The 21,151-nt window shown below is 63.8% G+C and carries 19 protein-coding genes; 7 read left to right on the forward strand and 12 right to left on the reverse strand.

Annotated elements, in window-relative coordinates:
- Positions 1-3: 3 nt before the first annotated feature.
- The 6 genes from QBJ92_RS16150 to QBJ92_RS16175 form a co-directional block, all read right to left on the reverse strand.
- Entirely contained in the window at positions 4-1,512 is a 1,509-nt protein-coding gene (locus QBJ92_RS16150) for an acetyl-CoA hydrolase/transferase family protein (RefSeq protein ID WP_277970728.1), read from the reverse strand.
- A gap of 37 nt (positions 1,513-1,549) precedes the next feature.
- Entirely contained in the window at positions 1,550-2,101 is a 552-nt protein-coding gene (locus QBJ92_RS16155) for a GNAT family N-acetyltransferase (RefSeq protein ID WP_277970729.1), read from the reverse strand.
- Between the two features lie 128 nt (positions 2,102-2,229).
- Positions 2,230-2,904 carry a 2-dehydro-3-deoxy-6-phosphogalactonate aldolase gene (locus tag QBJ92_RS16160; RefSeq protein WP_277970730.1) on the reverse strand — a complete coding sequence of 225 codons (675 nt, stop codon included), beginning with the start codon at positions 2,902-2,904 and terminating at the stop codon, positions 2,230-2,232.
- A 28-nt stretch (positions 2,905-2,932) separates the two neighbouring features.
- The gene (locus QBJ92_RS16165; RefSeq protein ID WP_277970731.1) at positions 2,933-3,055 is read right to left on the reverse strand and encodes a DUF2474 domain-containing protein; all 123 of its coding nucleotides are present in this window, start codon (positions 3,053-3,055) and stop codon (positions 2,933-2,935) included.
- Complete coding sequence (cydB, locus tag QBJ92_RS16170) at positions 3,055-4,062, reverse strand: cytochrome d ubiquinol oxidase subunit II (RefSeq protein WP_277970732.1); 1,008 nt, start codon at positions 4,060-4,062, stop codon at positions 3,055-3,057. Before cydB ends, QBJ92_RS16165 begins: the two co-directional genes overlap by 1 nt.
- Positions 4,063-4,067: 5 nt before the next feature.
- Positions 4,068-5,459, reverse strand: coding sequence for a cytochrome ubiquinol oxidase subunit I (locus QBJ92_RS16175; protein ID WP_277970733.1), 1,392 nt, complete (start codon positions 5,457-5,459; stop codon positions 4,068-4,070).
- 308 nt (positions 5,460-5,767) lie between these two features.
- On the opposite strand from QBJ92_RS16175, the gene hemA reads away from it, so the two are divergent.
- Positions 5,768-6,982: a 5-aminolevulinate synthase gene (gene hemA, locus QBJ92_RS16180; protein ID WP_277970734.1), complete on the forward strand. Its 1,215-nt coding sequence runs from the start codon at positions 5,768-5,770 to the stop codon at positions 6,980-6,982.
- Between the two features lie 138 nt (positions 6,983-7,120).
- Entirely contained in the window at positions 7,121-7,972 is an 852-nt protein-coding gene (gene asd, locus QBJ92_RS16185; protein ID WP_277970735.1) for an archaetidylserine decarboxylase, read from the forward strand.
- A gap of 19 nt (positions 7,973-7,991) precedes the next feature.
- On the opposite strand, the gene QBJ92_RS16190 is transcribed toward asd, so the two are convergent.
- The gene (locus QBJ92_RS16190; protein WP_277970736.1) at positions 7,992-8,423 is read right to left on the reverse strand and encodes an Rrf2 family transcriptional regulator; all 432 of its coding nucleotides are present in this window, start codon (positions 8,421-8,423) and stop codon (positions 7,992-7,994) included.
- Between the two features lie 84 nt (positions 8,424-8,507).
- Between QBJ92_RS16190 and QBJ92_RS16195 the strand changes: the two genes are divergently transcribed.
- On the forward strand, positions 8,508-9,287 hold the full coding sequence (locus QBJ92_RS16195; protein WP_277970737.1) for a class I SAM-dependent methyltransferase: 780 nt from the start codon (positions 8,508-8,510) through the stop codon (positions 9,285-9,287).
- A gap of 65 nt (positions 9,288-9,352) precedes the next feature.
- Here QBJ92_RS16195 and QBJ92_RS16200 read toward each other — a convergent pair whose 3' ends face one another.
- From QBJ92_RS16200 to QBJ92_RS16210, 3 genes are all read right to left on the reverse strand, one after another.
- Positions 9,353-10,405 (reverse strand): DUF2332 domain-containing protein, encoded by a 1,053-nt coding sequence (locus tag QBJ92_RS16200; protein ID WP_277970738.1) that lies wholly within the window; start codon positions 10,403-10,405, stop codon positions 9,353-9,355.
- A 51-nt stretch (positions 10,406-10,456) separates the two neighbouring features.
- Positions 10,457-12,304, reverse strand: a complete 1,848-nt coding sequence (locus QBJ92_RS16205) for a methyl-accepting chemotaxis protein (protein ID WP_277970739.1) — start codon at positions 12,302-12,304, stop codon at positions 10,457-10,459.
- 97 nt (positions 12,305-12,401) lie between these two features.
- A complete protein-coding gene (locus QBJ92_RS16210) occupies positions 12,402-14,897 on the reverse strand; it encodes a TonB-dependent receptor domain-containing protein (protein ID WP_277970740.1) in 2,496 nt (831 codons plus the stop codon).
- Positions 14,898-14,942: 45 nt separating this feature from the next.
- On the opposite strand from QBJ92_RS16210, the gene QBJ92_RS16215 reads away from it, so the two are divergent.
- Entirely contained in the window at positions 14,943-15,269 is a 327-nt protein-coding gene (locus QBJ92_RS16215) for a hypothetical protein (RefSeq protein ID WP_277970741.1), read from the forward strand.
- A 132-nt stretch (positions 15,270-15,401) separates the two neighbouring features.
- A complete protein-coding gene (locus QBJ92_RS16220) occupies positions 15,402-16,388 on the forward strand; it encodes a GGDEF domain-containing protein (RefSeq protein ID WP_277970742.1) in 987 nt (328 codons plus the stop codon).
- Positions 16,389-16,456: 68 nt separating this feature from the next.
- On the opposite strand, the gene QBJ92_RS16225 is transcribed toward QBJ92_RS16220, so the two are convergent.
- Together QBJ92_RS16225 and QBJ92_RS16230 are read right to left on the reverse strand one after the other, a co-directional pair.
- Entirely contained in the window at positions 16,457-18,823 is a 2,367-nt protein-coding gene (locus QBJ92_RS16225; RefSeq protein WP_277970743.1) for a putative bifunctional diguanylate cyclase/phosphodiesterase, read from the reverse strand.
- Positions 18,820-19,425, reverse strand: a complete 606-nt coding sequence (locus QBJ92_RS16230; RefSeq protein WP_277970744.1) for a methylamine utilization protein — start codon at positions 19,423-19,425, stop codon at positions 18,820-18,822. Before QBJ92_RS16230 ends, QBJ92_RS16225 begins: the two co-directional genes overlap by 4 nt.
- Before the next feature lie 110 nt (positions 19,426-19,535).
- Between QBJ92_RS16230 and QBJ92_RS16235 the strand changes: the two genes are divergently transcribed.
- On the forward strand, positions 19,536-20,420 hold the full coding sequence (locus QBJ92_RS16235; protein ID WP_277970745.1) for a DUF3034 family protein: 885 nt from the start codon (positions 19,536-19,538) through the stop codon (positions 20,418-20,420).
- Positions 20,421-20,438: 18 nt separating this feature from the next.
- Positions 20,439-20,906, forward strand: a complete 468-nt coding sequence (locus QBJ92_RS16240; protein ID WP_277970746.1) for a group I truncated hemoglobin — start codon at positions 20,439-20,441, stop codon at positions 20,904-20,906.
- Positions 20,907-21,151 lie beyond the last annotated feature (245 nt).

A 21,151-nucleotide genomic window follows, 5' to 3' on the forward strand; every position in this document is an offset into this window, starting at 1 on the left:
CGGCTACATTCGCATGGTGCCGGTATCGATGTAGCGCTGATGCCAGGACAGCGCTTCGCCCGGCAGCATCGGCGTCTGCTGACCGTAGGACCCTGCCCGGGCACGGCGGTAATAGTCGTTCAGCGCAGGACGGTAATCCGGATGCGCGCAATTCTCGATGATCACCTCCGCGCGTTGCTTCGGGCTCAGCCCGCGCAGATCCGCCAGGCCCTGTTCGGTGACCAGCACCTGCACGTCCTGACTGATGTGATCGACATGGCTGGCTTGCGGAACGATCGCCGAGATGGCGCCGCCCTTGGCGGTCGACGGCGTCATGAAGATCGAAACATAGGCGTTGCGCGCGAAATCGCCCGACCCACCAATGCCGTTCTGGATTCGCGATCCCATGATATGGGTGGAGTTGACGTTTCCGTAGATGTCGGCTTCGATCAACCCGTTCATCGCCAGACAGCCGAGCCGGCGGATCAGTTCGGGATGATTGCTAATTTCCTGCGGCCGCAAGATCATCCTGTCACGATACGTGCGCATGTTCGCATTGAGCCGCGCGGCGGCTTCAGGGCTGAGCGAGAAGGCGGTTGCCGACGCCATGCGCAGCTTCCCCGAATCGAGCAGGTCGAGCATGCCGTCCTGGATCACTTCGGTGTAGGAGGTCATGTCCTCGAACGGCCCAGCGACAAGCCCGGTCAGCACGGCATTGGCAATGTTGCCGACGCCGGACTGAAGCGGCAGCAGCGTCGCGGGCAAGCGCCCGCGCGCCACTTCATGCCGATAGAACTCGATCAGATGGCCCGCGATCGCATGCGCGGCGGCATCGGGCGCAGCGAACGGCAGGTTGCGGTCGGGGGCGTCGGTCTCGACGATCGCGACGATCTTGGCAGGGTCCACCCGGAAATACGCTTCGCCGATCCGGTCATCGGGCCGCACCAGCGGGATCGGCACGCGGTGCGGCGGCAAGGCCGTACCGTAATAGATGTCGTGCATCCCCTCGAGCGCCGGGTTCTGCCAGCGATTGACCTCAAGAATGATCTGGTCGGCGCGGTCGAGCCAGGTCTTGTTGTTGCCGATCGAGGACGACGGGATCAGCGACCCGTCGGCGCGAATTCCCGACACTTCGACCACGGCGGTATCAAGCGGCCCGAGGAAGCCCTGCCACGCCATCGGCGCGACTTGGCTCAGATGCATGTCGAAATAGTCCATCTCGCCGCGGTTGATCTTCTCGCGTGCGATCGGGTCGGAGTTATACGGCAGGCGAAATTCGATGCCGTTCGCCTTGGCGAGCGCACCGTCGAGTTCGGGCCCGGTCGAGGCACCGGTCCATACGCGAATTTGAAACGCGTTGCCGAGCGCGTGTTCCGCCTCGATCCGCGCGGCGAGCGCAAGAGGAACCGCCTTGGGATAGCCCGATCCGGTAAAGCCACTCAGACCGACGGTACTTCCCGCAGTGATCAACCTGGCGGCCGCATCGGCGCTCATGATCCGGTCGCGAAGCTGCGCGCTAATTCTGCTCGTCATGATCGGGTCGTCCTTAACACGGCGTCGTTGGATGCGGTCACTTGGTCACGGCACCAATCGAATCAGGCAGACCATCGCGGCCCAGCGCGCGGCTGACGCACAACAACGTGCTGTCGCCCGGATAGGGTTCCACCGTAAAGCCCATGTCGCGCTCCACTTCGATCGCGGCATGGTTCGCGCGGCTCTCGATTGCCTCCAGCACCTTTACCCCATTGGCATCGGCGACGCGTGCGACATGCGCGAGCAACGCCCAGCCGATGCCGTTCGCCTTGAAGTCCTTGCGGATCGCAATGGCAACTTCGCCCCGGTCGAAATTCCGGTCACACGCAAGCATGGCGGTCGCGATCATCGTCGATCCATCGGAGGTGAAGGCGAGGAAGTTCTCCGACCAGCGGTGGTCGACATGCGTCAGCGCCGTGATCTGCGCCGGACCGACGTCGCTCAACGCGGTCAGGAAGCGGAAGCGCAAATCCTCGCGAGTCACGTGGGTGAAGAATTCTGCGACCGTGCCGTCGTCCGCCGGGCGGGCGGGACGAACCTGAAACGTGAAACCGCTACGAGTGGACAGTTGCTGGCTCGGCTGGATCATCGGGAGACCTTTCGCGCAGGGATGCCCCCGTTCTGGACGCTCCTGCGAAATGCTGCCTTGCCGCCGACCCACGCCCGACGCCAGAACGGAAACTACTTAGCTCGACCAATATCCGCCGCCATCGGCGATCACGCCTCGACCGCCCCTGATCGCGCATATTCTTCGTCCGGGCGGCGCCACGCGGCGACGAAAGCGTCGGCGGATTGCCGGGTGGCAGCGGGCGATGCACCCGGCGCGTATAACGCCGAACCGAGACCGAAGCCCGAGGCACCGGCGGCCACATATTCCCGCATCGCCAAGGGCGTGATCCCACCTGTCGGGCATAAGAGCGTGTCGCCCATCACCGTCCGCCACGCGCGCAACGTCGATGTGGCAAGCGTATCGGCGGGAAATATCTTCAGACCGTCCGCCCCGGCATCGATCGCGGCAAATCCCTCGGTCGGGGTGGCCACGCCCGGCAGCGTGAACAAGCCGAGCGCTTTGGCGGCGCGGATCAACGCGACGTCGCCATGCGGCGTGACCATCAGGCGACCGCCGCAATCGACGAGGTGTTGAAGCTGGTCGACCGTGCGAACCGTCCCCGCCCCGACGACGACGTCCGGCCCTACCCGCTTCACCAGACGGGCGATGCTGACAAAGGCATTGGGCGACGTCAGCGGCACTTCGATCAGCCGAAAGCCAGCCTCGACCAGCGTATCGCCGGTTTCGTCGATTTCGGCGGGGGTGATGCCGCGCAGGATCGCGACCAGCGGCAAGGCGGCAGAGGCTTGACCGAAGTCGATTACACCGTCGTCACGTGTCATCGGATTTCCGTTCTGATCGAGGGAATACTCATGCGTGAAGCCAAAATCGGATCACCAACGACACCGCGCCGAGCGCCAACACGCTGCCCAGCCAGATCAGCAGCATCCACCCGATCCGGCGCCACAGCGGGCGCGAGCAAGAGCCAGGCATCAATGATATCCCGCCACGCCGGCTTTGCCGCGAAACACATAATAGGCCCAGGCGGTGTAGCCGATGATGACCGGAATGATGGTCACCGTTCCCACCAGCATGAAGACCAGGCTTCCCGCTGGCGCTGCCGCGTCCCAGATCGTCACGGCGCGCGGCACGACGTAAGGGAACATGCTGATTCCCAGCCCGGCAAACCCCAGCGCGAACAGGCCGAGCGTCAGCAGAAACGGCATCCGTTCCCCCCCGCGCTGGAGGCTACGGAAGAACAGCACGGCAGTGATGACCACCAGCAGCGGAACCTGCGCGGTCAGCAGGATGCCCGGGAAGGCGAGCCAGCGTCGCCAGTAATCGAACGCCAGAAGCGGCGTCGCGATGCTGACCGCGGCCATCGCCATCAGCATTGCGATGCCGAGCCCGAACGCCATCCGGCGCGCATGCGCCTGCGCAGCGCCTTCCGTCTTGCCGATCAGCCAGGTGGCGCCGAGCAGCGCATAGCCGATCAGCAGTGCCACGCCGGTCAGCACCGTGAACGGCGTCAGCCAATCGAGCCACCCGCCCCCATAGCCGCGCCCGACGACGTGAACGCCCTGCAGCACAGCGCCGAGCACCATGCCTTGCGCCAGCGTGGCGATCACCGACCCGGCGCAGAACGCGACATCCCACAGCGCGCGATGCCGTGGATCGCGCCAGCGGAACTCGAACGCGACACCGCGGAATACGAGACCGAGCAGCATCGCGATGACCAGCGGATAGGTCGCCGGGAGGATGATCGCATAGGCCAGCGGAAACGCCGCCATCAGTCCGCCGCCGCCCAGCACCAGCCACGTTTCGTTGCCGTCCCACACCGGCGCGATCGAGTTCATTGCCTGATCGCGCTCATCGCCGACCGCAAAGCCCGGGAACAGGATGCCGATGCCGAGGTCGAAACCGTCCATCACGACGTAGGCGAAAATGGCGAACGCGAGGATCCCCGCCCAGATCGTCGCAAGATCGAAGAAATTGGACATCGACGTCACTCCAGTCCGGCTGCGGGAACGAGCCCGGCTGCGCGTTGCGGAACATGCGGCGGCTCGCTCTCGTGCGCTTGCGGGGCATGCGCCATCAGCCGCAGCAGATAATAGGTGCCCGCACCGAACACCGCGAAATAGACGATCACGAACGCGAGGAGCGACGTCGCCACTGCGGGCGCCGCGAGCGGCGATCGCGACTGCGCGGTGAGTAGATAACCGTACACCGTGTACGGCTGTCGCCCCACCTCGGTCGTCACCCAGCCGGCCAGCACCGCGATGAATCCAGTCGGCCCCATCGCGACGGCTGCACGATGCAGCCATGCCGTTTCATACAAGCGACCCCGCAGCCGCGCCCACAATCCCCATACCGCGAGGCCAAGCATCGCCATGCCAAGCCCTACCATGATCCGGAACGACCAGAAAACGATCGGTACGGGCGGCCATTTGGCGCGCGGGAAATCCTTGAGCCCGGGAAGCGGCGCGTTTGGCGAATGCTTGAGGATCAGCGAGCCGAGCTGCGGGATCTCGACCTTGTAATAGACCTTGGCGTCCTTCTGGCTCGGAATGCCGAACAGGATCAGCGGCGCGCCCTGCGGGCTGGGTTCGAAATCACCTTCCATCGCCAGAACCTTGGGGGTCTGGTGTTCGAGCGTATTGAGCCCTTGCGTATCGCCCGCGAAAATCTGCAGCGGTGCAGCAATCGCGATCATGCCCATCGCCATAGCGAACATCTTGCGCGCACCCGGATTGCGCCGATCCCGCAACAGGTGCCACGCACCGACCGCGGCGACGACCAGCGAAGTCGTGAGATACGCGGCGATCACGACGTGGACGAGGCGATACGGAAAGCTCGGGTTGAAGATGATCGGCAGCCACGACCCGGCCGGCATGAATTGGCCTTTGGCGTTGATGACGAAACCGGCCGGGGTGTGCATCCAACTGTTCGCCGCGGTGATCCAGGTTGCCGAAATCAATGTCCCGAGGGCGACCATGCAGGTGGCGAAGAAGTGCAGCCCCTTGCCCACCTTGCTGATTCCGAACAGCATGACCCCCAGGAAACCCGCTTCGAGGAAAAAGGCGGTCAGGACTTCATAAGCCATCAGCGGCCCTACGATCGGCCCGGCCTTGTCCGAGAACACCGCCCAGTTGGTGCCGAACTGGTAGGACATGACGATCCCGGAGACGACGCCCATGCCGAACGTCACGGCGAAGATCTTGAGCCAGTAGCGATACAGGTTGGCGTACACGCCACTTCCCGTCTTCAGCCACAACCCTTCGAGCACCATCAGATAGCTGGCCAACCCGATCGAGAAAGCGGGGAAGACGAAATGGAACGAGATGGTGAACGCGAATTGCGCGCGCGCAAGCGTCAACGCATCGAAGCTGAAATCCATGACCGTCCTTTTACCGACAAGCGCCGGGGAGCGCGTTTATGTATGGCACACCGCCGCTTTGCACCGTTCTTCGATGCCATACAATAGGTCAGATTGTCCTACCGGCTGCTTCGCCAGCCGGTAAAATTCGACTGTGACCGCCGGCGAAGCGACAGGAAAAAGGATTTCTTTTCTTGTATGGTTGATTTTCAATATTGCATGCAAACATATACCATACATATATGTCGTCCGGTGCCCCAAACCGCATTTCTCGTTCGGGCACGTATCACGGTCGATCGCGACCTAGGCACTGATTCAGGACACGTATCATGAATCCATTTTCGCATTTCGAAGCGTTGCTCACCCAGACCAAGCTCGACGGTCGCTACCGCACCTTCGTGGAACTCGAACGCATCGTCGGCGCGTTCCCGAAGGCGATCTGGCACAGCCCACACGGCGCGACGGAAGTAACCGTCTGGTGCAGCAACGACTATCTGGGCATGGGCCAGGACCCTGCCGTGCTGACCGCGATGCATGAGACGATCGCCACCTCCGGCGCCGGTGCCGGCGGCACGCGCAACATCTCGGGCACCAACCGCCAACATGTCGCGCTCGAAGCGGAGCTGGCCAGTTTGCATGACAAGGATGCGGCGCTGGTCTTCACCTCGGGCTGGATCTCCAATCTCGCCAGCCTCGGCACGCTCGGCAAACTGCTCCCCGGCTGTGCGATTTTTTCCGACGCGCTCAACCATAACTCGATGATCGAAGGAATCCGGCGCTCGGGCGCCGAACGGTTCATCTTCGCCCACAACGACCTCGCCGACCTCGAACGATTGCTCCAATCGGTAGACTCCGCGCGCCCGAAGATCATTGCGTTCGAAAGCGTCTATTCGATGGATGGCGACATCGCGCCGATCTCGGCAATCTGCGACCTAGCCGACCGCTATGACGCGCTCACCTATCTCGACGAAGTGCATGCCGTCGGCATGTATGGCGCGACCGGCGCCGGTGTCGCGCAGCGCGACGGCGTCGCTGACAGGGTCACGCTGATCGAAGGAACCCTTGCCAAAGCATTTGGCGTAATGGGGGGCTATGTTGCGGGGCCGGATCTGCTGATCGATGTGATCCGCAGTTTCGCCGACAGCTTCATCTTCACGACGTCGCTCTGCCCGCACCTCGCGGCAGGCGCGCTCGCCGCGGTCCGTCGCCTGAAGGAAGATCCAACGCTTCGCGAACGGCAGCAAGCGAATGCGACTCGCCTGAAGACGCTGCTACGCGCTGCGGGTTTCACGCTCAGCGCGACGCAAAGCCACCTTGTTCCCGTACTGATCGGCGACGCGCATCTGTGTCGGGCGATGAGCACCTATCTGCTCGAACACCACGCGCTCTACGTCCAGCCGATCAACTATCCGACGGTTCCGGTGGGCCAGGAACGGCTGCGAATCACCCCGACGCCGGCGCACAGCGACGCGGACATAGAGGACCTTGTCGCGGCCCTCGTCGAGGCTCGAGCGGCTTGTTCCGAGAGGGCGCTTGCCGCGTAGACGGGAGATAGGGCGTCTCCTGGCTCGCCGCGAGCTCATCACCACGCATCGCCGCCCATCGCCATGCCCGTAGCATTCAGAAGGTCGACCTGCCCGCTTCTGCCGTTACAGGTGTGTCGTCGATGTTACGAGGTTCTGATGCCCGACCGCTTGAAGATACTTCTCCAGCACATGCTGCCCAAGCAGCGCCTGACCACGCTCGCGGGCCGGGTCGCCGGAGCGGAGGGCGGGGCGTGGACCACCAGACTGATCCGCTGGTTCATCCGCACATATGCGGTCGACATGAGCGAGGCCGTGAATCCAGACGTCGCGAGCTACAAGAGCTTCAACGACTTCTTCACCCGCCCCCTCAAAGTCGGCAGCCGCCCGATCGCGACTGCCGATTTCGTGTGTCCGGTCGATGGCGCGATCAGCCAGTTCGGGACCATCGATGACGACCAAATCGTCCAGGCCAAGGGGCATCGCTTTACGACCACAGACCTGGTCGGCGGGGACGCTGCGCTCGCGGGGCAGCTCCGCCATGGCGCGTTCGCCAATTTGTACCTCTCCCCCAAGGACTATCATCGCTTGCACATGCCGTGCGACGGCACGCTCACGCGGATGATTCACGTGCCGGGGAAGCTCTTCTCGGTAAACCCGACCACGGCTCGCGGCGTGCCCAACCTGTTTGCCCGCAATGAACGGGTCGTCTGCGTCTTCGCATCGCCGGAACATGGGCCGTTCGTGATGGTGCTGGTCGGGGCGACGATTGTCGGAAGCATCGCAACTGTCTGGCATGGCGTGGTCAATCGCAAGCGTCCCAGGACGCCGTCCGAATGGACCTATACCGATCAGGACATCGTCTTGAAAAAGGGCGCGGAGATGGGCCGCTTCCTGCTCGGTTCGACGGTCGTGATGCTCTTCCAGCAGGGCGCGATCACATTCAACGAAGACTGGGTGCCCGAGCGACCGGTTCGGCTCGGCGAGCGGATGGGCGACAGCGCGGCCTGAGCGATAGGCACGGCGCGTTCTAATCGGGTGGATTGCACCGCGCGTCGAAACTCCGGGCCAATTCCGCCAGACTTACCGCGCCCAACCGTGCGACCAACAGCGCCTCCGCCTCCCGCAGCGCCCCCTCGACCGCCGCGTTGACGACCTTTTCGACCGCGCAGTCGGCGTTCGGATGTTCGTTTCCGATCGCGAACAGGCGGGGACCACCTACCGCGCGGTGGACATCCAGCAGCGACACGCTCGCCAGGTCCGTCGCGATCGCCCAGCCACCGCCATGCCCCTTTTCCGACCGCACATATCCCGCATCGCGCAAGCCGGCCATCGTACGGCGCACGACGACCGGGTTGGTTCCGAGCATTCGAGCGATCGCGTCGGAGGTCATCGGGCCGTCATGCCGTGCCATGTGGAGCAGCACGTGGAGCATACGTGAAAGGCGGCTATCGTTGCGCACGTTGAGGTCCTTCGCACGTCAAACGGGATTGGCAAACGCGCGTTATCACGATACTTATGATGTTACGTGATTCGGAGTCTCCCTATGCCTGCGTTCGACGATCCTCACCATTGGGACACGGTTGCCCAGCATTATGAAAAGACCGCGCATCCCTTCACCGGCCTATATGCCCAAGCAGCAATCGAGCGGGTTCCCCTGACGGCGGACAGCCGCGTTCTTGACGTTGCAGCCGGTACGGGTGCGCTGGCGTTGATTGCAGCCAGGACGGGCGCGTACGTCGTCGCCACCGACTTTTCACCTGCGATGGTCGCCCGCATCGCGGCGGCAAACGTGCCCAATATCGAGCCTCTCGTCATGGACGGACAAGCGCTTGCGCTGGAAGATGGCAGCTTTGACGCGGTTTTCTCGATCTTTGGCGTCGTTATGTTTCCCGATTGGCGCAAAGGTCTGGCCGAAATGGCGCGCGTGACGCGCCCCGGCGGATACGGCGTGATCGCGACATGGCAGGATCGCGGGGCCGCGACCTTCCTGCTGCTGGGTCAGATCCGTCAGAAGCTTTTCCCCGAACGGGACGGTATGACCATGCCCGACGCGATCAGAGCGCTGAGCAACCCGGACGCGCTTGCGCGCGAACTGACGACCGCGGGATATCGCGCGCCGCACGTCGAGCACGTCACGCGGGACTTCGCGCTCGATCTGGACGCGCTTGCCGAGCCCGACACGCTGTTCGGCATGTCTCCCGACTGGACGAGCCTGAGCGACGCGGAGAAAGCAGCGGTGGTCCGCGAAGTTCGGACCATGGCGGGCGACCGCACGATCCTGCCGGTTCCATCGACCGCGCTGATCGCCGTGGCCCGGCGGTAAGCCAGCGTCGAACGTCTTGCAGGCCGTTAGGCCGCGAGCGTTCGACGCTTTTGTTTCAGGTCACCCTAACGGCCCGTTCCGGCCCGCCAATCGATCCACTCCCCATAAGCGTGGCAGATCGCCAACACCCGCGTCTCGCCCCCCGGCCAGCATGTCAGGCAAAGCTGCACTTCGTCGCGCGTTTGTGACCATTCAAAGCTGATCCACGCCAGTGGCCGCTTGATTGTCGCGCGCGCACCGGCGTGGCGGATCGTGGCGATGATGACATCCCGGTCCCGCACGGACAGATATTGCAACACCATCGAATGGTAGACGACCCGACACTGCCCAACGGGTTGTGCCTCCTCCAGTCGCGCCGCCAGCCAGGGAACGGCGTTCGCATGATCGACTCGTGGCGGGTATCGCAGCGCCAACGCGAGTGCCGCTTCCAGCCGCCGCGCGCGATGCGGTTGATCCGCCCAGACATAGGACAGCAACCGATCCCGCGTGCCCGGCTCGCTTGCCTTGAGCGGGTTCAGATCGACCCCGCTAGCGGCAATCACGTCGAGCGGTGCGGGGGGCGGATTCGCGCCCGACCATTTCGGCGCGATCTGCACCGGTGAGCCGCCGACGCCCGCCGAAATGCCCCCAAGATCATAACCATAGCGGCCAAGGTTCAGATTGAGTCCACAACTGGAACCGATCTCGAACAGTTCGAACGGCATGCCGAACGTCTGATAGGCCACCATCAATGCCGCGGCGATCGCGGCGGATCGCCCGACTTCGTTGGTCTGCGGGGTATCCTGCATCGACACCGCGATGACATCGTCCGACGCGGCGAGCGCCGCACCGATCGCCCCGTCGAAGTCGTCATGCTGCTGCGTGTACAGCGCGGTCAGCGCCGGCTGGCGACCGGCGCGTGCGATCGCGTGGAGCGCGGCGTTGAACCGCATCGCAACCGCGTCGGAGCCGGTCTCCCCGGGCCAGTCGCGGATCAGCGCCGCCGTGCGCGGCGCGTGCGGCAACTGGCGCTCTCCGGCTTCGAGTACTGCCGCGACGAACGGCGATCCCAACGCACGCGCGACTTCGGCAAATCGCCCTAGCTCCCCGCGTTCGGGAGAAGACGTGATCCTATGCATATCGGTTCCCAGAGGGCCGCAACGCGACCGAGGCAGTGACGAGAACCGAGATCAGAAAGACTGCCAGTCGTCCGCGCCGGCATCCGGCCGGACCAATTTGGCGACCGCCGCCGCCGGAAGCTGCTTCACCGGTCCGGAAAAACGCGCCTGGCTTGCGTTTGGCACCGCCTTCACCGGGCCGCCGACGTTGAAGCGGGCAGCATGTTCGGACAGGAGGTTCACTTCCGTGGCGAGACTGCGCGCAGCGGCAGAGGTTTCCTCGACCATCGCCGCATTCTGCTGGGTCGCATGATCCATGGTCGAGATTGCCGCGCTGATTTGCGTGATCGCGCTCGACTGGGTCTGATTGTCCGTCGCGATCGCCCCGAGCAGCTCGTTCACGTCGCTGACGCCAGCGGTGATGTCGGCGAGCGCGGCATCGACCTTGTGCACCGCCTCGACTGCGGTGACGATGTCGGTCTGCGTCGCGCTCAACTGGTCGCGCGCGCGACCGGCTTCCTCCTCGGCGCGCATCGCCAGCGCCGAAACGAGATCGGCGACGACCGCGAACCCGCGTCCGGCATCCCCCGCACGCCCGGCCTCTACCGCCGCATTCATCGCCAACACGCGTGTCTGGAAGGCGATCTTGTCGAGCCCCTCGATCACGCTGTCGATCCCCTTGGCACTGTCGGACACCCGGCTCATTGCCTCCACTGCCTCGTCCGCAGTCGAGCGGCCCTCGGCCACCGTGGCCATCGTGCCGTTGGCGCGTTCGGCGGTTCGGTTGGCGGCTTCGGCGGTGTTCTTCAGACGTCCGTCCATCTGGACGACCGCGGCCGACGTCTCTTCGAGGTTCGACGCGTTGCTCTCGGTCCGACGCGCAAGATCCTCCGATGCTTGCGCGATCTCGACTGATCCGGTCCGGATCGACGTGGTCGACTCCCGCACCGAGGAAATCAGGTCGCGCAGGGCGACCACCGCTGCGTTGAAATTCGTCTTTACCGCGGCATAGGTGCTCGGGAAGTCGCGGGTAATCTCGGCGGTGAGATTGCCCTCCGCGACCTCCGACAGATGCAGCGAGACCGTGTCGACGACCATCTGCTGTTCTGCCTCCGCGCGCGCTGCGCCCCGGTCGGCAGCTTCCTTGGCAACCGCCGCATCGCGAAACACCAGCACGGCCCGCGCCATATCGCCCAGTTCGTCGCTCCGATCGAGGTCGGGCACCGAGAGATCGTTCTTGCCCGCCGCGAGATCCGCCATTGTCTTGGTCAGGCGTGATACCGGCTGCGCGATCAGGCGGCTGAGGACGAAAGCGAGCGTGACGGCGATCGCGATCAACGCCATTCCGCCAATAACCAGCACGGTCACGGCTGCCGCAATAGCGGATTGCTGGCTCGCCGAATTCTTCTCGATCAATGCGATTTCGGCGTCACGAATATCGCGCAGCGGCAGCACGGCTGCCGTCGTCAGCACCGCCTTCCCTGCCGCACGCACCTCGGCCTCCGCGCGCTCGCGCTCGCCTGCCTTGACGAGATCGATCAGACGGTCGCCCCACGCCTTGCGCCAGTCGAGCGTCGCCGCGCGCGACTTGAGAAGTGCGGCGTGCAACTCCGGTTGGGTCAAGAGGGTCTCAAGCTCTTCCGACGCGGCGTCATAGTCGCCCTGGGCTTCGGTATAGGATTTCAGATACGTGGGGTCGGCCGTGACGAGGAAACCGCGCATCTGGCTGTTCTGGCGCAGCAGCGACGTTTCCAGCGTGAGCGCCTTGGCATGAATACCCTGGCTGAGATTGTTGCCATCAGAGGCGTGGCGGATTGCCGTGATGTTCGTGAAGAACACCCCCATCATCGCCGCTGCCGAGATACAGATGATCAGGAAAGAGAGCGCCAGCTTCCTCGGGATCTTCATGGATTTGAACATCAAAAGACTTTCGATAGGTAATGGCCGGCATTGCGGACGCCGGGGTGAACTTCCGAGACTGGGGCTCCGGGCACGCTCGCGCCCGGAGCGGAAAAATTCAGAAGTCCATGCGCACCGCCGCAGAAACAGTCCGACCCGGCAGCGTCCGGCCCATCACAATTCCGCCGGCAGGCATCGTCGTGTCCTGCACGCCAGTGATGGCTTTCGAGTCGAACAGGTTGGCAGCGTTCACGGACAACAGAAGCTGCTGGGTGACGTGGAACTGCACAAAGGCGTTGGTCGTGACATACGCCGGGATCCGCAGCTGTTCGTCATCGCCGGCGTAGCTGCCGGTCGTTCCGATGATCACTGCGCCGATATTGAACCGGTCCGCGCTGATCTGCGGCGTAACCTGATAGATCAGCCCCGCCTGGTTATGCGGGGTATTCCCGACGAAGATCGGCGTGACCTTGTCCTTAGCGATCTTCGCACTGGTGTAGGTCGCACCCGCCGTGATGCTGGCAATGCCGCGCGTGTAGCTGCCCTCGAGCTCGATTCCCTTGGCCCGGAACAAGCGCTCAACCGGTGCGCCGTCGCGCGGGTCGAGGTTGGTGTCCATTGCCTCCGCCCAGAACCCGGTCAGATTGAACATCGTCGAGTCGGTGCGGTATTTGAACCCGCCCTCGGCCTGTGTAACCTTGTCCACCGCCGTTTCCGGCCGGAGCAGGCTGCCGTCCTTGAAGTTGAGGAAGCGGGACGAGATGATGCGGTCGGCGTTGGCTCGCCCGCCGCGACTGTACCGCCCGAAGACCGACCAGGTCTGGGCGATGCGATAGTTGGCGCTCGCCGAGTAGGACAGGTTGTTGTACGAATAGTCGATCAGTCCCGGTACCGCTGCGCCGAAGCGTGACGTACGGGACTCCGCGTCGGAAATTACGCCATTACCGTCGATGTCGTAGGATGAGAATCCCGTGCCCTCGGTATAGGTCCCGTTGGCGCTGCCCATATCGTACCGCAGGCTACCGCCAAGCGACAGCTTGCCGATCTGATAGTTGACCGAGCCGTAAGGCGCGTTGACATCGTAGGCGACGTTGTAATTGAGGCGGCAGCATCCGCCGAGCAACGCGGCACCGAAGCCGTAAACCCCATTCTGCGTGATTGGTACGCCGGTCGCCGACGTAACGTCGATCAGCGCTCCGCGACCGCCGCCGCGCACGTCCTGGATCACGGATGTCCAAAGGAACGTCGTGCCGATATTCTGGCGCGACTTGTAGAAGCCCGCTGTGGTGGTGAGCGCGCCGCTACCGACGCTCCACGTCCGGCTGCCCCGAAGATCGTTGGTGACGTTATCGAGGCTATTGTAGCGGTTGCTGGCCATCCCGATTGCCGCAAGCAGGCCGTTGCCGTTGAGCGCCGATGGGTTGGCGATCACGGTGCCGGCGTTGGGGCCGTTCGCAAAGGCAATGCTGCCACCCGATCCGCCCAAGCGACCGGTGATCGCCGCGGCATCGCCGACCTGAACGAATTGCGGGCTGACGAAGCTGCCACTGATGCCTGCGTAGCGGAAACGATTGGTGATCGACCATCCCGCGACCGTGAATTGCGCTTCGAACCCGACTGATTTGACGATCGGATGCTGACCATCGCGGACGTTCTGGCGCGACAGCGCGTCATTTCCGTCCAGCCCGACGATCGTGGTGAAATTCCGGTTCAGCAGCGTATCGCGCTTCATGTCGAAATTGGCGACGCTGGAGTAGGTCGGATCGCTGTTGGTCCCGGTAACCTTCATCGGAATATAGCCGTAGACCGGCGTCCGATCGTTCAGATACTTACCGTAGAAACGAATATAACCGCCGGTAAACTCCTTGGTGACGTTGACCTTGATCTGGCCGCCGTCCTGACCGTCAAAGCCGGTGGACCGCGGCCCCTCGCCCCGACGGTAAAAGCCGCCGACGTTGACGCGCAGCGTGTCGGACAAGGGCGTGCCGTAATCGAAGTCGAGCCGGTACGATCGATGATCGAGACCAAAGGTCGTCTGTACGGCGCCACCGGCGTTCACCCCGGTCTTGGAGATGAAGTTGATCACGCCGCCGGGGGAATTCGACGCGAACGTCGAGGCCGATCCGCCGCGGATCGCCTGCACCTGACCGACGGTCGTGTCATACCGCAGGAACGTGTCTGCCGTCGCGAACCCGATATCGCCGAATTCGAAGACGGGAAGCCCATCCTCCTGGAGTTGGACGAACTTGCTGCCGGTCGCGGCGATCGGCAGGCCGCGGATCGAGATATTGCCATAACCGTCGCCCTGGGACGCATCCGAGCGCACGCCCGGCAAGTTGCGCAGCAGGTCGGCGACCGACTGTGGCGAAAATTTCAGGATTTCCTGCTCGCTGAGCGAACTGGTCGAGATCGCGCTGTCGAGCAGGTCACGCGCCTTGGCCACGCCGGTGGAGAAGACTTCCTTGGCTGGCGCCTTGTCGACCGATGGCTCGACCGCGGCGGTGGCGGCGGCTGGCGGCGCTTCCGCGTTTGCGGACACCGGCAAGGCATGGGCGAAAGCAGGAAACATCAACGCCACTGGCGCGGCAGTGAGCAAAAGGCGGCTGTGCTTCAACGTGTTTTCCATTCCGATGGCAAGCGACCGCGAAACCCGCCCGCGATGATCAACGCAGATGCGCTGATGATGCGCGCGAGCGACTTCCCAGGACTTGCGAAACATGGCGAAAGTGCTCATGGATTTATTATAGGACAAAATTGTCAGTTGCCGCTTTTAGGGGGTTTCCGGAATTTCCGGGCCGCATTCGTCGCGGTCACGGCCGTGAGCGTTTCCCTCTTTCGGCACTCCGCGCGCGCACTGATCCGACGCCGCGGGCCATCCTTGTTTATCGCCATCGGCATGATCTGCGTGCTGGGCGGCGTCAGTCTAATCCGCGTGATCGAAAGTCGGCCACGCTCGAACCCCGCCGAGGGGGAACGACCGGCCTGAACCGTCTCTGGAACCGGTCGCCGACCCTTCATCGTTCCAAAGGATCATGATGTCTTAACGGCCGATCCTGTACGCCAGGGAATATCGCCGATATTCGATAGCTTGCTCCACTCCGTGAACGGATCAGCTTCCATGCCGCACCAAGACGCCCCCGCCGCGACCCTGCACAGTGGCTCGGTGCCCACGAGTGACACCAGTATGGATCCTGGAGGCGAAAAAGCGGTCTACCGGACGCTTCTTGAATCGACGCGCGCGATCCCGTGGAAGATCGACTGGGCGACGATGCGCTTCACCTATATCGGCCCGCAGATCGAAACGCTGCTCGGCTGGCCGCAGGACAGCTGGATTTCGGTCGAGGACTGGTCATCGCGGATGCACGAGGACGACCGCGAGCATGTCGTCAACTATTGCGTCGCGCAGTCGATCGCCGGGATCGACCACGAAGCCGATTATCGCGCGCTGACCAGAGACCGCGGGTTCGTGTGGATCCGGGACGTCGTCCACGTCGTGCGCAACGCGGCGGGCGATGTCGAAAGCCTGATCGGCTTCATGTTCGATATCAGCGAGCGCAAGCGGATCGAGCAGGAGCTCGTCAAGATGCAGAAAAAGCTGGAGGCGTTGTCGTTCGAGGACGGCCTGACCCGCACCGCCAACCGCCGCCGCTTCGATGAACGGTTTCAGGCCGATTGGGACAATGCCCATCGTACCGAACGTCCGCTGTCGATGATCCTGCTCGACATCGATTATTTCAAGCGGTTCAACGATCGCTATGGCCACGTCCAAGGCGACGAGTGCCTCGTCCGGGTGGCTGCGGCGCTGAAGCAGATCGGCCGCGCGCAGGACGTCGTTGCGCGCTTTGGCGGCGAGGAGTTCGTCCTGCTGCTTCCCGACACGGACGAAGCGACCGCGCTAACGATCGCACGCCACAGCTGTCAGGCGATCGAGGCGCTCGCCATTCCGCACGACGATTCGGATTGCAGCCCGTTCGTCACTGCGAGCGTCGGCGTCAACACCGTGATCCCGAGCGCGGACGCACAGGCGCGCGACTTTTGCGAAAGCGTCGATCGGCTGCTCTACGGTGCAAAGCAAAATGGGCGGAATCAGCTGCTCTCCGCTTAAAGATTAAGGGCTTCAGCTCGCCCGTTCGTTTTCGGTCGAGACAGACACTTTGGCGGCGTCCGTTCGGCTCAGGCGGCCGCCGTCATGCGCTCGGCGATCATGCCTGCCACCATTCCCGCTTCGATCGGCCGACTGAACAGATAGCCCTGGATGCTGCCACACCCCTGCCCGCGCAGTTTCGCGAGTTGGTCGCGATCCTCCACCCCTTCCGCGGTCGTATCCATGTGCAGCGCATCGGCGAGATCGAGGATGGCGCGGACGATCGCGGCCGACCCGGCGTCTCGCGCAACCGTATCGACGAAAGATTTGTCGATCTTGATCTTGTCGAACGGGAAACTGCGCAGATAGCTCAGCGACGAATAACCAGTCCCGAAATCGTCGAGCGCAATGCGGACGCCCATCGCCCGAAGCCGATGGAGCAGTGTCACCACGGTGCCCTCGCCTTCCAGAAAGACCGATTCCGTAATTTCGACCTCGAGCCGCTCGGGCGCCAGGCCGCTGTTCGACAGCGCCTGGAAGACGATGTTGGCAAACCCAGTCGAGCGGAACTGCAGCGGCGAGACGTTCACCGCGACGCGCACATGCGCCGGCCAGTTCACCGCCTGACGGCAGGCTTCGAGCATGACCCATTCGCCGATCGCGACGATCAATCCGCTCTCCTCGGCGACCGGAATGAAGTCGATCGGAGCGACCGCCCCGCGTTCGGGATGCTCCCAGCGGAGCAGCGCTTCGAACCCGCCGATACGATCCGCCTTGAGATCGAAGATCGGCTGGAAATTCAGCCGAAACTGCCCGGTGTGCAAGGCATCGCGCAAGTCGAGTTCGAGCTGACGGCGTTTGCGGGCCGCGGCATCGAGCGCGGGTTCGAAGAACCGGAAGACCCCGCGACCGTCGCGCTTGGCGCGGTACAACGCAAGGTCGGCATTCTTGAGCAGTGTGTCGGGATCGGCACCGTCGCCGGGGCTGACAGCGATCCCGATGCTGACCCCGCACGGAATCTCGTGCCCGTCGACGCGCATCGGCAGCCGGAGTTTGTCCAGGATCGCTTGTGCCAGCGCGCGCGGTCGGTCCGCATCGTCGGGGTCGGCGAGGATGATCGCAAATTCGTCGCCGCCCAGCCGCGACACCAACCCATCGACCGCCAGCGTCGCCAGAAGGCCGCCGAAATGCCGTAGCAGCGCATCCCCGACCGGATGACCGAGCGTATCGTTGACGCCCTTGAACCCGTCGAGATCGAGACAGAGGACGACGACCTTGCGGTTCATCTTCCCCGCGCGGGTCAGGTCCGCTTCGAGTTGCTGGCGGAACAGAGTGCGATTGGGCAAGCCCGTCAGCGAATCATGAAAAGCGAGATGCGCGATGCGATGTTCGCGCTCACTGATCCCCGCGGACATCAGGTTGAAGCTTTCCGCCAGCCGCCCGATCTCGTCGCTACTGGCCACCGCGACCTGCACGCTTCCGCCTTCTTCCAGCGCCTTGGCGGCAGCATCCAGCGCCGTGATCGGGCGTGCGATACTTTGGGCAAGGCGACCGCTGCCGACGAGCACCACGACAAGCCCAAGGGCTCCGGCCAGCGCAATGCCGAGTTGCAGCGCGCGATAGGAGGCCAAAGCGCGCGCTTGGGGATAGCTCAGCAGCAATACCGCTTCCGGAATACCGTTGCGGCCCTTGAGGCGCTTCACGAGCGCAAACGCGCGGCCTCCGGGCAGGTCGAGCGTCGTCGGCGTCGCGTCACCACTGCCGTGCGCGATCATCGTATCCAGCGCCGGCGTCACCGGAACGCTCGCATCGCGCGCAATCCAGTGGCCACGCGGATCGCGGTGGAGGATCGTCGCGTTAAGCGGGATTGCCGACAGGCGCTGAAGCGCGCTGATCTCGCGGGCGTCGAGCGGAACGGCAAAGATCACCGATCCGATCTTGACCGGCGCGAGGATCGGGGACGCCAGGACGCGATACGCGCCGCCCTCGGTCATGACGGTTGCGTCCGCCCGGTCGCCGGACAGGCTCGTCGGCAAGTCGCGCACGATGCTGCGCAACTCCGCCGGCCCGTCGCCGATCACGTCGCCGGATTGATCGACGACGAACGCGTTCGGTACGTCCGCGCGGTCGCGCAGATTGCCGACCGCCGACGCAATCGTTTCACGGTCGCCACTCGCGACCGCGCTGCGGAACCCGAAATCGCGCGCCAGCACGTCGCCCGAACTCGCCAGCGCGCTCGCGCGCAGCGCCCAGATCCGGTCGTACACGGTGCCGCTCGTCGCCAGTTCGGCCCGAACGCTGTCTTTCGCGTGGTTGAGGATCATGATCTGACCGACCACCGCGACCACGATCAGCGCGGCGGCGAACAGTGCGGTATACAGCACCGACAACCGCGTGCTGAGGTTCCGAAACCGCAACCGCCTGACGATCCGGCGCAGCGCGCGACGCAAGATCATTTGTTCCGGATGGTATAGGTGGTGGACAGCCCAGCCGCCGGAACCGCCAAGCTTTGCGACAGCATGTTGCCGCTGGCCCGGATCAACGGGTTCCACACGCGCACGGTGACGGTACCGGCGGGAACGTTCGGAATGGTGACCCGGCCTTGTGCGTCGGTCGTCATCGCAAACGGCGTATCGACGACGAAGATGAACGCGTTCATCGCATCATGAATGTTGCAGCCGAGCGAAACGACCCCGGGCTTATCGAACACGACACTGCGCGTTTCGTCCTTGCCGTACAGCTTGAGGTTGAACTTCTTCGCTGCGGAGAAGGAATAGACGTGATGCCGGACACGATCGCGGTTGGGAAAGGTCACACTCGCGCCGACCGGGACGATCAGGATATGCGGTGCGAACATGATGTTCTGTTGCGCCATCTGGTACGATCCGGCGGATCTCATCGCGACCGCGGGTTTGTTCGGACTGTCGATCAATACGACCGAATTGGGCAGCGGCTGGCCCGCTGCATCGCGCACGTCGATCGTGACCGTGGCGGCGTGAACGGCGGACGGAGCACATGCGACGGCAAGCGCCGCAATCCAGGCATGAGAGCGTTGCATCGAGATACTCTAGGGCCAAACGCTTTCTAAACCCTCAATGCCGCATTTACGAAAAACTCACGGCAATCTGCCATATTCTGGTCCGACCCAAATCCGAGCGCCGGTATTCCATGACGTCCTTTCTGGCATCCCTGATCGCATCGGTGCTTGGTGCCATGCTTCTCATCGCCACACCGGCTGGGGCGAGTGAACGACGCCAGGGCGGCAAGCTTTTGCTGACCGATGGCGTGTCCACCGTCGATGGGTCTGCCGGCGGCGGGCTGGCGACCTGGGCGGTCATTTCCGGCGCCGAGACCAAGGACGGCATCGGTGGTAGCGTGCATGCCAGCTATGTCGCCCTCCCGAACTTCGACCTGACCAGCTTCGGAGGCGCAATCGGCTTTTCCAATCGCGTCGAGCTGTCCTACGCTCATCAGGCGTTCGACACGCGCGCAGCCGGAGCGGCGCTTGGACTGGGGCGCGGCTTCACGTTCGGGCAGCATATCGTCGGGGCGAAACTCCGTCTTGTCGGGGATGCCGTCTACGATCAGGACCGGTTGCTGCCGCAGATCGCGATCGGTGTGCAGTACAAGATCGCCACCAAGGGCGCCGTCATCCGCGCGGTCGGTGGACAGGCGCAGCGCGGCATGGATTTCTATGCCGCCGCAACCAAGCTGGTCCTGTCAAAAAGCGTGCTGCTGGGTGCGACCGTCCGGTTCACCAAGGCCAACCAGTTTGGCCTTCTGGGGTTCGGGGGCGATCGCGAGGATCGGTATCGTCCCCAGTTCGAAGGGTCGATCGGCCGCCTGCTGACTCGCAATCTGGTGATCGGCGCCGAATATCGCACCAAGCCGAACAATCTCGGCTTCGCGCGGGAGCAGAATGCGTGGGACGGCTTCGCGGCGTGGTCGTTCAACCGCCACGCTACACTGACCGCCGCCTATACCGACCTCGGCGATATCGCGACCGTCCGCGGCCAACGCGGCGCGCTTGTGTCGCTTCAGGGACGTTTCTGACATGCGGATGGTGCCACGATGATCTTGCTTCTCGCGCTTGCCGCTGCCGCCCAGACGATCCCACCGGGCGAAGACCCCGTCGCGCCGTACGCGCAGCACGACACCAACGCCGGCGCGACGCCGTTCCGCGGATCCGCCATGCTCCGCGCGTTTCACGGGCGCGTCGGGATAGATCGGATGACCGACGACTTCGTAAACCGGTTGGTGGCGGACAACCGCATCGCCGACATCTTCAAAGGCCAGGACATCGTCCGGCTGCGGCGTCTGCTGAAGGAACAGTTCTGCTACATCCTCGCCGGAGGCTGCACCTACACCGGGCGGACCATGCGGGATTCCCACAAGAACCTCGGCGTGCAGCAAGCCGACATGGGTGCGCTGGTCGAGGACTTGCAGGCGGCGATGCGGAAGGAAGGCGTCGCGTTCCCGGCGCAGAACCGTTTCCTGGCGAAGCTTGCGCCAATGCGCCGCGATACCGTGCAACGCTGATCGAGGATGGACGGCGACGCTTGACACCGGGGAAACCCTGAACCCTTCGAAGGGCCGGGTCCTGCAGAAACCGCAGGCGTGTCGCAGCCAGCGCCATCGCGATTACACCATCGTCGATCTGCCGCGGGAGATCCCGGTGCGGCTTCTGCACCACAACGCGATTATCGACAACGCCGGCAACATCGCAGTGCGGACCGCCCCCTATGGCTGGAACGATACCGTCGCGGCAAAGCTCGGATTTCCCG

The organism is Sphingomonas echinoides, from assembly GCF_029623395.1.
GTDB lineage: Bacteria > Pseudomonadota > Alphaproteobacteria > Sphingomonadales > Sphingomonadaceae > Sphingomonas > Sphingomonas echinoides_A.